We start from the raw sequence: 15,839 nt of genomic DNA, 5'->3' as shown, positions 1-15,839 counted from the left end.
ATAAATCAATTACTTTTTTAATTCTTTTAGAATTTCTAATTCTTCTTCTGTAAATGAGCGTTTTTCTAATAAATCAGGACGTTTGATCATAGTTTTACGTAATGATTCCTTTAAACGCCATTTACGAATATTTTCATGATGACCACTTAAGAGGACATCAGGAACCTTGCTGCCTTCATATTCATAAGGTCTTGTATATTGTGGATATTCCAATAACCCATTAGAGAATGAATCATCTTCATGACTTGCCTGAGTAATCACTCCATGAAGTAAACGAATCACACTATCCATGACTACCATCGCACCAAGTTCTCCACCTGTGAGTACATAATCACCAATAGAAAGTTCTACATCTACATAATCACGAATACGTTCATCAAAGCCTTCATAATGACCACAGATAATAACAATATGCTTCTGCTTCAAAGCCAATTCTTCCGCATAAGCCTGATGATGAGTCATACCCTGAGGACTCATTAAAATAACAAGTGAATCCTTTGTGACTACTGTCTTTAAACAATCTAATAATGGCTTACACATAAGCACCATACCCTGTCCGCCACCATAAGGTGTATCATCCACACTCTTATGACGATCTGTCGCAAATTCTCTAAAATCATGAATAGTCACTTCTACATGATCACTATCGATAGCTCTTTTAATAATAGATGTTGTCAAGAATCCTTCAAACATCTCTGGAAATAATGAAAGAACATCAATCTTCATCTAAGAAGCCTCCAATCAATGAGACATCAATACGCTTATGTTCAATATCCTTATTCTTTACAAAAGCATCAATATAAGGAATCATTACCTGTTTACCATTCACATCAACACCAATAATAGCCTGTGCCCCCTGATATACATCAGTGACCTTACCAATATAAGTGCCATTATTATAGACTTCACAATCTACAATATCAGAAATATAATGCATGCCTTCAGGTAATAAAGACGTATCTTTAGGAGCATAACAAATACATCCCTTATACTTTTCTACTTCATTAATATCTGTAAATCCTTTAAAGGCAATCATATCAAAACCCTTATGGATATAGTGCTTACTGATTTCAAAATCGAGATATTCTCTTGGTGTCTTAACAAGAATATGGCTGCCAGGGGCAAAGCGCTGTTCTCCAAAATCAGTTGAAGAAGCAATCTTTAAATCACCCTTGATTCCAAATGTATTAATGATTTTACCAATTTCTACAAGTTCCATTTGTACCTCCAAAAAAAAGGAAGTGTACACTTCCTTTATTCCTCACCATATGATTCAAATTTGATATCTAATCTTTTATGCATACCACGTGTACTTATAGACATAAGCTGTCTGATAGAATTAGCCATAACACCTTTTCTACCAATTAATTTAGAAATATCATCATGTGATGCATAAACATATAGAACAATCGCATTATCATCTAATGAAGGCATTTCTCTAACCTCTAACTTATCACGATTATTGACAAGTTCAAGACACATGTCCTGTAATGCCTTAACGTAATCCATAATTATTTAGCCTTCTTAGATTCAGCAAATTCTTTGATTACGCCTTCTTTAGAAAGGATGTTCTTAACTGTGTCAGAAGGCTGAGCACCGTTACCTAACCACTTTAAGATTTCTTCTTTCTTTAAAGAAACCTTAGCTGGGTTCTGTCTTGGATCATAAGTTCCTAACTGTTCAATGAAACGACCATCTCTTGGCATTCTTGAATCAGCTGCAACAATTCTATAAAATGGTGACTTCTTAGCACCCATTCTCTTTAATCTTAATTTAACTGCCATTGTATTTTCCTCCGATTAATTTAATTTGCCTTCTTATAATACCATATTCAAACTAGGTGTCAAGTATTTTCACTTGACACATTTATTTTTTTGAAAGTCATGATGACTTTAAAGAGATCACCATCTATTTCTATATCAAATGTACCACCCTGAGCAACAACAAAACTTTTCGCAATGGCAAGTCCTAGGCCACTACCTGTTTCATGGCGGGATTTATCTCCACGTACAAAACGCTCCTGGATTTCTTCGCTAGAGAAGTTCATTTCTACCTCACTCATATTCTTGAATATGATTGAAACATAGTCTTCTTCCTCATGAATATCAATATAAGCACGACTATGTGGCATGGCATACTTTCCAATATTAGTTAATAGGTTTTCAAAGACACGGTATGTCTTATCTCCATCTAAGTGTACGACAACATCCTCGACATTCTTAATAACCTGAATATCCTTAGATTCTAAGACTTCAATACATTCAGCTAAGGATTGATCAACTAACGCTTGTAATCTTAAATCAATAGGATGTAGGTCAATATTACCGCTTGTTGCTTTAGAAACATCAAAAAGATCTTGAATAAGATTAGAGAGTCTATTTGTATATTTTTCTAATTGGTTTAAATATTCAGTTCTTGTTGTTTCATCAGCTTGTGTATTCTTAAGTAAAATAACATAGTTCTTAATACATGTAAGAGGAGTTTTCAAATCATGCGAGACATTAGTAATAAGTTCCGTCTTCATATTCTGTGATTTTGTTTCTTCCTTCACAGCTGCTTCAAAACCAGTTTTCAGGTTATTTAAGCGATCACGCATACTATTGAAGATTCCTAGATCATCTTCTATTTCTGTATCAAAATGACCATGAGAAAGCTGTTCTGTAAAGTTAAGCATATTTTTATAATCATTCTTTACCTTCATTGTCTGCTTTCTTATATATAAGAAAGAGATCATAACATAAACAATCGCAAAGATTGTCTTACTTGGTGAGAGGACATACAAAATAATAACGAGCAATGCATTGCAGATAGTAAATTTCAAGATATCCTGATTGATATTATCCTTCAAATCAAATTCAGTCACTTTATTACCTAGTTCCTTTGTTTTTGCATAAAGTGCATAAGTACATGTATTATTCTTAAAATAGTTCATTCCATTCATAAACATATACTTAACAGTAAAGCATAACATTGAAAACAAGAAATAGAAAATGACCATACAGAAGAAATAGAGACCATAACTGATAGATGTAGCATAAGCTATATTATGTCTTGCAAGGGCACCTTGAAGTTCTCCCATCATCACAAGAGCACCTGTTACTCCTGATGCCCCCATAAAAATAAAACTAGTTAATCCAATAATGATAATAACAGTTAATAGCTTCCATTGTTTAATTGTGCGATATGGATTAATAACTTCTTCTACTTCTAATGAATTCATTAAAATATATATAAAGATAACTAAACCCAGAAGAAGAGCAACTCCTGAAAGGACTGCAATATCATATTCATCCACAAAATTACGTTCAATATATGTCATAGGCGATTCATACATTGTACAATAATAAGTCATTTCTATATCTTTAGGTAAATTAATACTTACCTGATTTAAATCTACATACGTATTATATACTTTAAGTAAAGATCTTTTTCCATCTTTTCCTTCTTCGAGCTTATATCCTGCATCAAGGTTACTAATAATATCACTTTCATCAAAAAGAGCTACAGTATCCGTGTAAAAATATTTCGAACGCGCACTAGATTTAAAAAATTCTTCATAGGCGACAGGATAATAAGATTTCTGATTCTTATAATACTGTCTTGTCTTTTCATTATATGCTTCATAGTGAAATCCATCATCATTCTGTTCCATATCTAAAACAGTTTTGAATATTTCATTCATCGTCGCAGTAGCTGCTTCTTGTGATTTTTCATCTAGCCCCTTAAAATTTAAAGGCTTATAATCAGGATCTGTTTTTGATTCAACTGCCATTGTAAGAAACTGCAGCATATATTCATTTGTATTGTCTGCGACTCTTTTCTTATAACCATCCTGCTGTTTGACTGTGATATAAATCATACAGCTCGGACAAGCCAATAATAAGACAATTAAACCAATAATAAATATACGTCTTTTCTTCATTCTCATCACTCCATCTTTTCTATTTTATAACCGACACCCCAGACAGCCTTTAAATATTCAGGATGCTTAGGATTAGCTTCAATCTTTTCTCTGAGTCTTCTTACATGAACCATGATTGTTTCTGTATTAATGGCTGTTTCTTCCCAGATAGATTCATAGATTTCTTCTGCAGAATACACCTTACCAGGATAACTCATTAATAGTTCTAATATCTGGAATTCTTTCTTAGTGAGTCTAACAGAACGTCCATTCACAAAGACTTCTTTAGTTGCCTGGTCTAATACTAAACCTCCTACAACAAGTTGATTGTTTGGCTTTTGTATATTTCCCTTTAAATTTAAGATCTGTTCATAGCGTCTTAAATTAGAATTCACTCTTGCAATCAATTCCATAGGTTCAAAAGGTTTAGTGATATAATCATCTGCCCCTAGATTAAGTCCTGTAATCTTATCAATATCTTCTGTCTTAGCCGTTAAGAAGATTACAGGGATATCTGATACTTCGCGAAGTTTCATTGTCATAGTCAGTCCATCCATAACAGGCATCATAATATCTACAATAGCTAAATGAATATCGTTATGTTTAAGTGCTTCAAGCCCTTCTTTTCCATTTTCCGCTTCAATGACTTCATAATTCTGGCTCTTTAAAAAGATCTTAACTGTTTCTCTAATACCTAATTCGTCTTCTACAAGTAATAGTGTATGTTTCATTAACTGAACTCCCCTTCTTCATAATCAGCGCGTCAATGTACTTAAATAAGCGATAATGCTGATCATAATAACAGGAAATAATAATATGAACATAAATGTTTCAAACATATGTATCCCTCCTTCGCTTATAAGTATAGTGACTAAAAATAAAAAGATTCGTGATGAAATTCTTAAATAATTCTAAAGAAAAAACCTCCGAGGAGGCTTTATTTCTTCTTTTTCTTATGTCTAGTCTTTTTACGATAAGGATTGAACTGCTGCTGAGTCTTCATTGGTCTTTGTGTTCGCATACCAGTTGTAGGATCAATGTTACCTAACTGCTTCATGACCTTACGTGACTGTTCAAACTGTTTTAATAGCTTATTAACTTCAGTCACAGGCTGACCACAACCCTTGGCAATTCTTTCTTTACGTGATGAATTAATCATATCAGGATTTGCACGTTCTGCTTTAGTCATAGAGTAGATGATTGATTCAGTCATCTTCATCTTAGCAGCGGCATCATCATCATTTAAATTAGGAATCTTAGGCATTCCTGGAATCATCTTTAATAAACCAGATAAAGGTCCCATCTTCTGAAGCTTCTTCATCTGTTCAAGCATATCATCTAAACCAAAAGTACCAGCCTTCATCTTATTGAAAGCTTTCATACTTTCTTTTTCATCATAGACATCCTGTACCTTTTCTACAAGGGAAACAACATCCCCCATACCAAGGATACGATCTGCCATACGGTCAGGATAGAAATAATCGATTTCATCTAATTTTTCACCTGTACCGATATATTTGATAGGAACATGAGTGACATGTCTAATAGAGAGGGCACCCCCACCACGTGCGTCACCATCTAGCTTAGTTAAAACGGCACCAGTGATTCCTAATTTTTCATTGAATGTTGAAGCAACATTCACGATTTCCTGACCAGCTAATGAGTCAACAACTAAAAGGATTTCATCAGGATGGGCAATTTCTTTAACGTTAGCAAGCTCCTGCATCAACTTTTCATCAATCTGTAAACGACCAGCGGTATCGATGATTACTACATCGTTGTGATCATCACGCGCTTTAGCTAAAGCTTCAGTAACGATTGTTTCTACAGGTGTATCAGTGCCTTTAGAAAATACCGGGATATTAAGCTGTGCACCTAATGTCTTTAACTGATCAATGGCAGCAGGACGATAAATATCACCAGCAACCAATAAAGGTTTCTTACCTTGTTTTTCAGTGATTAATTTGGCAATCTTACCAGCCGTTGTTGTTTTACCTGAACCCTGTAAACCAACCATCATGATGATTGTAGGATTTTTAGAGTAGTCTACAGTCACCATTTCTGTACCAAGTAATGATACTAACTCATCATGAACAATCTTAACAAGAACCTGTCCTGGTTTTAATGAACCAATAACGTTCTGACCAATTGCTTTTTCTTTTGTATTTGCGATAAACTCTTTAACTACCTGGTAGTTAACATCGGCTTCAAGTAAAGCCAAACGGATTTCACGAAGCATCTCCTCCATATTTGCTTCAGTAAGAGTTGCTTGTCCTGTTACCTTTTTTAATGTCTCTTGGAGTCTATCTGATAAAGATTCAAAAGCCATAATTACCTCCCTAGATATTCTTCAGCATTTCAAGATATTCGTCAATATCTTCATGCTTCTTATTCTTTTCTTCTTCAATCTTATTAATCAAATCAAGTCTCTTGCGATGATTTTCAAGAATATGTAATTTAGATTCATACTTCTCTAAACTCATCACAGAACGCTTAATATTATCAAAAACAGCATTCTTAGAGACGCCTAAGTCTTCGGCTATTTCTGATAGAGACAGATCTTCCTCATAGTAGAGAGAAAGATACTGCTTCTGTTTATCTGTCAACAATTCTCTATAACAATCCATCAAGAGGATGACTTGTTCTTTCTTTTTTAATTCTTCATCCATCATCTTACTCCATTAGATCATTACATAAACCATAAATATACTGTTCAAGATCAAATTCCTGTAAATCATCAATCTTTTCACCTAAACCAATAAACTTAACAGGGATATTGAGCATATCCTTAATTGAAAGAATAATACCACCCTTGGCAGTACCATCCATCTTAGTAAGAACAATACCAGTAATATCTGTAATCTTAGAGAATTCTACAGCCTGTGAAATACCATTCTGACCTGTTGTTGCATCTACAACAAGTAATGTTTCCTGAGGTCCTTCTGGCACAACTCTCTTGATGATACGATTCATCTTTTCAAGTTCCTTCATTAAGTTTACTTTATTCTGTAAACGTCCTGCTGTATCACAGATAAGTACATCATAACCGCCTTTTTTTGCCTGTTCAAGCGCATCAAATATTACTGAAGAAGGATCTCCCCCTTCTTTGCCCTTGACACAAGGAATATTTAAACGGTTTGCCCATTCAGCAAGCTGTTCAATGGCACCAGCTCTAAATGTATCACCGGCAGCCACCATAACCTTCTTGCCTTCTTCATGCATGATCTTATTGGCAAGCTTCGCAATAGTAGTTGTTTTACCTGCTCCATTAACACCAACCATCAAGATAACTGTTAAATCATTTTCTGCATAGTTGATCTTAGTTGTCATATATGAATCATTGGCATAGATAACAAACATCTTATCAACGATAATATCATTAATCGCATGAGGATCCTTGATATTTTCAAGACGTACTTCCTTCTTGATTTCATCCACAATCTTCATAACCATGTTGACACCAACATCGCTCATGATCAGGATATTTTCTAACTCATCAAAATATTCATCGTTGATTTCACGATATCTTGCTGCCAAAGCATTGATCTTAGATGAGAAAGAAGCAGATGATTTATCAAGACCAGCAACATACTTCTCATTCTGCTTTGTAGATTTTCCTACAAATGTTTCTTTAATCTTTTGAAAAAATCCCATAATGCATCCTCCTAACTGCTTGCATATTCAGTCGCATCCTTAAGCTTAACACTGACAAGCTTAGTGACACCTTTTTCCTGCATTGTAGCCCCATATAATAGGTCACATTCAGCCATAGTTCCTTCACGATGTGTAACGACAATAAACTGTGTCTGATCTGAGAAACTACGTAAATACTTCGCAAAACGCTCTACATTCGCAATATCAAGTGCGGCTTCTACTTCATCGAGAATACATAAAGGAGATGGCTTCACACTAATCATCGCAAATAAGCAGCTTAATGCGATTAATGCGTTTTCTCCTCCTGAGAAAGAATGCAGTTTTGCAGCCTTTCCAGGTGGCTGTGCTTCAATATCAATACCGGTTTCTAGAATGTTATCTGGATCAGTATATTTAAGTGAAGCATGCCCTCCGCCAAATAAATAACGGAATACATCGTTGAATGCCTTATTAATGGCTTCAAATGAAGTGCTGAACTTCTCAACCATAATAGCATCCATATCCTTAATAGCTTTTAATAAGCTATCCTGTGCTTCTAATAATTGTGAACGCTGCGTACTTAATGTCTCATAACGTGTACTTACATCATTGTATTGTTCAATAGATTCCACATTGACATGACCAAGAGATGCAATACGTTGTCTTAAGTCACGTACCTTATCCTTTGCCTTATCTATATCAATGGACATATCAGCTTTTTCCTGTGCATGTTCAAATGTCATAGCATAAGCATCATTGAGTCTTAATAAGTAGTTCTGAATCTCTGTTTCTAAACGGCTCTTAGCAACCTTCTTATCTGTACTCTGGCTTTCTACATTCTTTAAAGCAGCACGGTGTTCACGTAAACGACGAGACACTTCTTCATTTTCATTCACATAACCCATACGGATTGTACGTTTCGCCTGAATTGTTTCTTTTAATTCATCACGACGTCTCTTCACATCATTCAAACGATCAAGTAATTCATTGTTTTGAGTTCCTCTGATCACTTCATCAAGTTCTACACTCTGATGTGTGAGGTTTTCATAATCAGCCTTAGCTACTTCATACTCACTCTTCTTGTTTGTGACAACAAGTTCAAGCTTTGCGAGAGACATCTGTTTCTGCATATAAAGCTGTCCGATTTCTCTTCCCTCATTTTCTAATGTATGCAGATCAGTCTTCATCTTGTTGAGGTCTTTTTCCTGCTGATCTAATGCACAAGAAACACGTTCTAATTCCCTTTTAGACATCATTGCGTTGTTTGTATGCTTAGATGCCCCACCTGTTAAGGAACCACCGACATTGATGATATCTCCTTCAAGTGTAACCACACGATAACGATGATAAATAGATTTTGCGATTTCTGTCGCATGATCTAGATGATCAGCTACAATTGTATTACCTAGCTGGTTTAATACAACATCACTGATAGACTTATCATAAGTCACAAAATCACTCATTACACCTAAGTATCCAAGAGACTGTTCAGCAAGCATTTTTGCTTCTTCTCTTAATAATCTTGGTTTCATTGTGTCAATAGGTAGGAATGTCGCACGTCCTGCCTTATTCTTTCTCAAGAAATAAATAGCTTCTTTTGCCTGATCATTTGTACGAGTGACAATGAACTGTGTCGCACCACCAAGGGCAGTCGCAAGTGCTGTTTCATAGGTCTCTTCTGTTTCAATCAGATCACCTAAAGCACCACAGATACCAGATAAAGAATTCTTTGCACCTAAAATAGTACGCACACCATAGCTATAGCCGCTCTTATTCTCAATAATATCAGTTAATCTTGTCTTTTCAGTTCGAGAATTATGAATTTCAATATTCTTCTTTTCAATAAGAGATCGAAGATTAGACTGCTGCTTCTTATTTAAAGAATCCTTTTGAGAAAGGTCATTCTTTTCCTTTTTAACATCATTATAACGCTTCACTCTATCGTTATATTCAATGATAGCGTCTTGAAGTATAGATTTCATACTTGCTTTCTTTGCTTCTATATCTTCCTGGCTTGTTGTTTCTAATATATGCTTACGATTAGCATCAATTTCTACCTTCTGTGTTTCAAGGTTGCTTACTTCATTCATCGCTTCTAATAGCTTTTCCTGAAGTTCATTGACTTCCTGATCGAGCGCATACATCTTTTTTTCAAGTTCTTCACTCTGCTTTTCATCAAGAATAACAGCACCATCATTGGTAATACGTTCATTTTCTAGGTCTTCTAACTCTTTGTTTAAAGTCTTTAATTCTTCAGAAAGAGTACTGATTTCCTTAACAAGTACTGAAACTTCTACTTCCTGAAGTTCTTCTTTGAACTCTAAATATGTTTCAGCCTTTTCTTTTTGTCTTTTCAATGGTCCTATCTGTCGTTCTAATTCACTACAGATATCCTGAACACGGTCTAAATTGTCTGTGGTACGTTCAAGTTTTCTGACTGTTTCAATCTTACGCTTCTTATATTTTGCAACACCTGCTGCTTCTTCAAACATCGCACGTCGATCTTCAGGTTTGCTTTTTACAAACTCATTGATATTATTCTGAGAAATAATAGATAAAGAATCTCTTCCTAGACCCGTATCCATGATCAAATCAGTAATATCCTTTAAACGGCACTGTTCTCTATTTAATAAGAACTCAGAATCACCTGTACGATAAAGACGACGTGTAATTTCCACTTCAGTAGAATCAAAATCAAGGAAATGATCTTCATTATTAAAGACAAGTGTCACTTCTGCTTCACCCTGTGCTTTACGATCTTCACTTCCTGAGAAAATGACATCTGTCATTGTTTCTCCACGCATCGCCTTGGCAGACTTTTCTCCTAGTACCCAGCGGATGGCATCAGTAATATTTGATTTACCACATCCATTAGGTCCCACTATTCCAGTAATACCTGGCATGAATTCAACTACACTTTTATCCGCAAAGGATTTAAAACCATGAAGTTCAATTCGTTTTAAATACATGTTATTCCTCTCTAATCTATAATAACTTTGCCGTCTTCAAAGCCCTTGACGATTGCAAGAGACTGTACTTCATATCCAGCTTCTTCAATTCTATGTCTTCCCTGCTGGAAGCCTTTTTCAACGACAATACCAATACCTTCTACTATTGCACCTGCCTGATGGCATAAATCAATCATACCCATAACAGCTTCACCATTGGCTAAGAAATCATCTATAATTAACACATGATCTTCTGGGCTTAAATACTTCTTAGAAATCTGTCCAATATAATCCTTATTCTTTGTGTAAGAATGAATTTCTGTTGTATAGAAATCGTTGTCAGTAATTGAAGAAGAACCCTTCTTAGTAAATACTACATGACAATTATTGAATTTCTGTGCAACGACAACAGCTAAACCAATACCACTTGCTTCGATAGTGACAATCTTGTTAATTGGTTTATTTTTATATCTTTCATAGAATTCATCTGCAATCTTATTAAATAACTCTACATCAATCTGATGATTTAAAAAGCTATCTACTCTTAATACATTTTCATTAATAACATATCCGTCTTCTAAAATCTTCTTCTTTAACTCTTCCATCTTCACTAATCCTTTTTCTTTTTTGTGAGTCCTGTAAACATCTCATATGGGATATAAACAGTAAATACAGAACCAACATCTTCTTGTGATTCTACATCTATTTTATAGTGATGTAAATCAATAATCCTTTTTACTATCGATAAACCAAGTCCATTTCCTTCAATTGTACGTGATTTATCCTGTCTATAGAATCTTTCAAAGATATGAGAAATGGCATCCTGGCTCATTCCCACACCTGTATCTTCAAATCTTACCTGTAGTTCAGTTGGTGTTCTTCTCACTTCCACTGTAACTACACCATGCTCATTGGTATACTTGATTGCATTACTTAATAAATTGATCCATACCTGTTCCATACGGCTCTCATCGGCTTTAATAATGAATTCTTTTTTAGGATGAATGAATTCTATTTCAATATCCTTACTTAAAGCCGCATTATCTTCCATCTCAATAACACGATTAAGTTGTTCAATAAGTGGAAACTCTGTCTTATCCAGTGCTGTATCTTCTCCATCTAATAAAGTAAGCTGCAGCATATTCTTAGATAAATGAGATAAACGATTTGAATTGAACAATATAATATCTGCATATTTTTTTCTTTGTTCATCTGTCAGATTCTCATTCTTTAATATTGTCGCAAATCCGCTAATAGCTGTTAAAGGAGTCTGGAACTCATGAGATACATCCGATATAAATTGTTGTCGGATTGTTTCCTGCTTAGCGAGTCTTACTGCCATTTGATTGAAGGAAGCATACAATGAGGATATTTCATCCTTTCCTTCATAATTGACACGCACCTTATAATTCCCTTTCGCAAGCTCATCAGTGACCTTTGTGAGACGTGAGATTGGTTTCACAATAATATCTGCAACAATCAGGAAGACAATACTTCCTGTCATCATAAAGATGATTGCAGCACTCGCATAAGACTTCATAAAGATATCTTTTGTAGCAGAAAAATCCTTCTGAACTGTAATCACATATGTTTGATTATCAATCTTAAATGCTTTTGCATATTGCGAAATGATTCCTTCACTACGTAATGACTTATCTTTTGAAGTCGCAAGTGTCTTTAATTCATCATCTTTAAGTATAAGTTTCTTATTAACATGTCCATAGCTTTTTGTCTGTCCTTCACATGTGACAGTAAAAGACATTTCTGATGTTTCTGAATAATCCGCTAAAATCTTATCCTGATCCTTATCATCAATTAACTTGATCAAATCTGCAATATGATCGGAAGAGTGTTCTAATTCTTCTAAAGCCAATTGATCAGAATCATGGTTATATGATCTTATTGTAAAAAAGCAACAGATAGAAAAACTTAATAAAGACGTTAATAAAAAGCCAATTACAAGTTTACTATAAATAGACTTCATTACTCAACCTCTATTTTATAACCTAAGCCACGTACTGTCACAACTTTGAATCCTGGAAGATGACCAAGATTCTCACGAATACGCTTAATGTGAACATCTACTGTACGATCAAAACCGTCATAATCCATCCCCCAGATTTTTTCAATAAGCTGTTCTCTTGTAAAAATCTGATTTGGATTCTTAGCCAATTCAAAAGCTAACTCAAACTGTTTTAAAGGAAGATGAATGACCTGCTCTTGATAGCGTACTTCATATTTATCACCATCAAAAATCACATCACCAATCTTCACCACATTTGAAGAATTAATACTATAACGTTTTAGGATTGTTTTAACACGTGCCATTAATTCATCAGGGTCAAAAGGCTTAGTGACATAGTCGTCAATACCTAAAGAGAATCCTCTTAGTTTATCCTTTGATTGAGACTTAGCTGTCAACATAATGACTGGAATTTCACGATACTGTCTCATCTGTTCGACAAGTTCAAAGCCATCCATTCCTGGCATCATAATATCTACAACAGCCAAATCAATATATTGGTTTTCTACTATATCCAATGCTTCTTCTGCATTCGCCGCTTCAATTGTATCAAAACCTGCTTTATCGAGATAGAAGCGCACTAATTCTCTAATATGCATTTCATCATCTACAACCATGATTTTAGATTTCATCTTATTTCACCTCATTTGTCCTCATTATATCATACTTATTGCATCATGAAGAGATGAAAGTAAGTCCTCAATCTGATCTAGACTCGAAAGTGTTGCACCTGAGGCAAGGGCATGTCCTCCCCCACCAAACTTAGCAGCCACTTCATTAATAATCGCATTTCTAGAACGAATAGAGACACGATAGACATTATCTTTCGTATTTTCTGTAATAGCACACCAGACTTCAAATTCCTTGACATTCGCAAGTGTATTGACGTAGCTAGAGCCTTCTTCACGACTAATACCTAATTCTTTAAGATCTTCATCCTTCAATATATAGTAAGCCACTTTATCATTGACTTGATAATTGTTCAAGATAAACTGTGTGACTTTTAAATCTTTTTCCTCTCTTAAATACATTGTTTGATAGATTTCTTCAATATTAATACCTGATTCTAATAAGTAAGATGCTGCCTTGAATGTACGCGCATCTGTGGAACGATACATGAAACGATTTGTATCACCAATAATACCCATATATAAAGCACGTGCACCTTGTTCATTTAAAGAATAGCTATCCTTCACTTCTTCTAATAATAGGGAAACAATCTGAGAAGCACTTGATGCAGTAGCATCTTCAATATTGATATCTCCATAAGAATCAACAACGATATGATGATCAATCTTAATGATTTTATCACATACAGAAATATCACCATCAATACGTTCACGATTGGCTGTATCAATCACAATACCTAGAGCAGGAAGTTCTTTTTCTTCATCTATAGTGACATTAAACTTTTCCCATAAAACATTTTCAAAGTTTCCTTTTAACACAACATTGATTTCTGGAAAGTTTTCTTTTAAGAAATAATACATACCTACAGTAGAACCAAAAGCGTCATAATCAGGATTAATATGACGATATAAGAATACTTGTTTATATTGTTTTAACAAATTAATTATTTTATCCATAATTTAACCCACCTTTTCACCCATTTTAACATATTTTTATACAAATAAAAAAGACAGAAATCAATATATGACTTCTGCCTGTCATTTTATCCTAAATTTAATAATTTCATAGTATCTCTAGCGATTTCTACTTCTTCGTTTGTAGGGATTACAAAGACATCAATCTTAGAGAATTGATGAGAAATCAATCTATTTTCGTCTGAACGAATCGCATTTGATTCTTCATTGAGGAATACGCCCAGTGCACGAGAGCAATCATCGATAATCAAACGTCTTAAATAAGCAGCGTTTTCACCTACACCCGCAGTGAAAGCAATCGCATCTAAGCCACCTAATTCAACGAAATATTGGCCAATATATTTAGAAACAATACGCGAATATAATAAACCAGTTAATAATGCACGTTCATCACCTTCATTGAATAAGGCGTTTTCAATATCACGTGAATCTGATGAAATACCTGAAATACCAAGCATTCCTGATTTCTTATTATAGATGTCTAATACTTCATCAGGTGTTTTATTTAGTTTCTTGCATAAGTAAGGCATGATAGATGGGTCGATTGTACCACATCTAGAACCCATCATTACACCTGCTAGTGGTGTGAATCCCATTGATGTATCAATACACTTACCATCTAATACCGCAGAAAGTGATGCACCGTTGCCTAAATGACATACGATAATACGCGAATGTTTAGGGTTACCCAATTCTTTTATAACCTGTTCAGAAACATATTTATGACTTGTACCATGTGCGCCATATTTTCTAATTTTATAGTCTGTGTAATATTCTAATGGTAATGGATATAAATATCTTTCTCTATCCAATGTCTGATGGAAAGCTGTATCAAATACGAATACATGTCCTACTCCTGGAAGAGCTTCTTTGAATGCACGATATCCTACTAAGTGTGCAGGGTTATGTAAAGGTGCTAATTCACATAACTCTTCTACCTTACTTACTACGTCTTCATTTACCACAGCACTAGAATCAAAGTATTCACCACCATGTACTATACGATGTCCTACCCCTTCAATTTCTTCTAGCTTTTCAACAATTTTTTCCTTCACTAATGCATCTAACAATAAAGAAACAGCGACCTTATGATCCGGAATAGGTAATTTTTCTGTTTTCTTCTGTCCATTATGTTTAATAGTAAAAATTCCTTCTTCTAGTCCAATTCTTTCCACAATACCTGAGCAGATTACTAGTTCTGAAGGCATTTCTAATAACTGGAATTTTAATGATGAACTACCAGCGTTTACCGCCATGATTTTAGCCATATTATAACCTCCTTAAAATCATATAATTTTATTCTACTAAAATTTTATATAAAATACAACAATAACTTGTAAGCGTTCTCATACAAATATATAAATTTTTATTGAAATTTATACAAAAAGTACTTGCATAGTATATTTATACATGGTATATTTAGAAGGCAGTCCGATGCAGACATACTCAAGAGGCTGAAGAGGCTCCCCTGCTAAGGGAGTAGGTGGGGTAACCTGCGCGAGGGTTCAAATCCCTCTGTCTGCGCCATTGCAAATGGTCTGGTAGTTCAGTTGGTTTAGAATGCCGCCCTGTCACGGCGGAGGTCGCGGGTTCGAGCCCCGTCCAGACCGCCATTTGTAATTTAACACTTCTTCGGAAGTGTTTTTTTGTATGTATATACAATAGGGTAGACAAGAAATAATATTAAAAGTTAATTAACTATTATTTCAGTGCCTCCCGTTGCACCGTAC

At 34.7% G+C, this 15,839-nt stretch carries 15 protein-coding genes and 2 tRNA genes; 2 read left to right on the top strand and 15 right to left on the bottom strand.

Annotation, left to right across the window (positions count from 1 at the left end; genetic code table 11):
• Positions 1-9: 9 nt before the first annotated feature.
• The 15 genes from trmD to ACFOZZ_RS10595 all read right to left on the bottom strand — a co-directional run bounded on the left by trmD (position 10) and on the right by ACFOZZ_RS10595 (position 15,377).
• Entirely contained in the window at positions 10-726 is a 717-nt protein-coding gene (gene trmD / locus ACFOZZ_RS10665; protein ID WP_055233985.1) for a tRNA (guanosine(37)-N1)-methyltransferase TrmD, read from the bottom strand.
• Positions 716-1,219 carry a ribosome maturation factor RimM gene (gene rimM, locus ACFOZZ_RS10660; protein WP_006504718.1) on the bottom strand — a complete coding sequence of 168 codons (504 nt, stop codon included), beginning with the start codon at positions 1,217-1,219 and terminating at the stop codon, positions 716-718. Before rimM ends, trmD begins: the two co-directional genes overlap by 11 nt.
• 35 nt (positions 1,220-1,254) lie before the next feature.
• Positions 1,255-1,509: a KH domain-containing protein gene (locus ACFOZZ_RS10655; protein WP_055233984.1), complete on the bottom strand. Its 255-nt coding sequence runs from the start codon at positions 1,507-1,509 to the stop codon at positions 1,255-1,257.
• Between the two features lie 2 nt (positions 1,510-1,511).
• A complete protein-coding gene (gene rpsP / locus ACFOZZ_RS10650) occupies positions 1,512-1,784 on the bottom strand; it encodes a 30S ribosomal protein S16 (protein WP_006504720.1) in 273 nt (90 codons plus the stop codon).
• Positions 1,785-1,843: 59 nt separating this feature from the next.
• Positions 1,844-3,922 carry a sensor histidine kinase gene (locus ACFOZZ_RS10645; RefSeq protein WP_278860564.1) on the bottom strand — a complete coding sequence of 693 codons (2,079 nt, stop codon included), beginning with the start codon at positions 3,920-3,922 and terminating at the stop codon, positions 1,844-1,846.
• Between the two features lie 5 nt (positions 3,923-3,927).
• The gene (locus tag ACFOZZ_RS10640) at positions 3,928-4,632 is read right to left on the bottom strand and encodes a response regulator transcription factor (RefSeq protein WP_278778711.1); all 705 of its coding nucleotides are present in this window, start codon (positions 4,630-4,632) and stop codon (positions 3,928-3,930) included.
• 206 nt (positions 4,633-4,838) lie between these two features.
• Positions 4,839-6,230 (bottom strand): signal recognition particle protein, encoded by a 1,392-nt coding sequence (gene ffh / locus ACFOZZ_RS10635; RefSeq protein WP_376815227.1) that lies wholly within the window; start codon positions 6,228-6,230, stop codon positions 4,839-4,841.
• 10 nt (positions 6,231-6,240) lie between these two features.
• Positions 6,241-6,570: a YlxM family DNA-binding protein gene (gene ylxM / locus ACFOZZ_RS10630; RefSeq protein ID WP_055233981.1), complete on the bottom strand. Its 330-nt coding sequence runs from the start codon at positions 6,568-6,570 to the stop codon at positions 6,241-6,243.
• Positions 6,571-6,574: 4 nt separating this feature from the next.
• Entirely contained in the window at positions 6,575-7,555 is a 981-nt protein-coding gene (ftsY, locus tag ACFOZZ_RS10625) for a signal recognition particle-docking protein FtsY (RefSeq protein ID WP_278860562.1), read from the bottom strand.
• 11 nt (positions 7,556-7,566) lie between these two features.
• Positions 7,567-10,503 carry a chromosome segregation protein SMC gene (locus ACFOZZ_RS10620; RefSeq protein WP_376815226.1) on the bottom strand — a complete coding sequence of 979 codons (2,937 nt, stop codon included), beginning with the start codon at positions 10,501-10,503 and terminating at the stop codon, positions 7,567-7,569.
• An 11-nt stretch (positions 10,504-10,514) separates the two neighbouring features.
• Complete coding sequence (locus ACFOZZ_RS10615) at positions 10,515-11,087, bottom strand: xanthine phosphoribosyltransferase (RefSeq protein WP_055233979.1); 573 nt, start codon at positions 11,085-11,087, stop codon at positions 10,515-10,517.
• A 5-nt stretch (positions 11,088-11,092) separates the two neighbouring features.
• Positions 11,093-12,466 (bottom strand): sensor histidine kinase, encoded by a 1,374-nt coding sequence (locus ACFOZZ_RS10610; RefSeq protein ID WP_279068804.1) that lies wholly within the window; start codon positions 12,464-12,466, stop codon positions 11,093-11,095.
• Positions 12,466-13,137, bottom strand: a complete 672-nt coding sequence (locus ACFOZZ_RS10605) for a response regulator transcription factor (RefSeq protein ID WP_055233977.1) — start codon at positions 13,135-13,137, stop codon at positions 12,466-12,468. Before ACFOZZ_RS10605 ends, ACFOZZ_RS10610 begins: the two co-directional genes overlap by 1 nt.
• Positions 13,138-13,161: 24 nt before the next feature.
• Positions 13,162-14,091 carry a DHH family phosphoesterase gene (locus ACFOZZ_RS10600; RefSeq protein ID WP_376815225.1) on the bottom strand — a complete coding sequence of 310 codons (930 nt, stop codon included), beginning with the start codon at positions 14,089-14,091 and terminating at the stop codon, positions 13,162-13,164.
• An 86-nt stretch (positions 14,092-14,177) separates the two neighbouring features.
• Complete coding sequence (locus tag ACFOZZ_RS10595; protein ID WP_055233975.1) at positions 14,178-15,377, bottom strand: acetate/propionate family kinase; 1,200 nt, start codon at positions 15,375-15,377, stop codon at positions 14,178-14,180.
• Between the two features lie 168 nt (positions 15,378-15,545).
• Here ACFOZZ_RS10595 and ACFOZZ_RS10590 point away from each other — a divergent pair.
• A tRNA-Ser gene (locus ACFOZZ_RS10590) sits at positions 15,546-15,636 on the top strand.
• A gap of 8 nt (positions 15,637-15,644) precedes the next feature.
• Positions 15,645-15,722, top strand: a tRNA-Asp gene (locus ACFOZZ_RS10585).
• The last annotated feature ends 117 nt before the right edge of the window (positions 15,723-15,839 follow it).

This window comes from Catenibacterium sp. GCM10023432 (genome assembly GCF_042651925.1).
Taxonomy (GTDB): domain Bacteria; phylum Bacillota_I; class Bacilli_A; order Erysipelotrichales; family Coprobacillaceae; genus Catenibacterium; species Catenibacterium mitsuoka.
The sequence above is the reverse complement of the archived record's forward strand: the minus strand, read 5'-3'. Positions and strand labels throughout refer to the sequence as shown.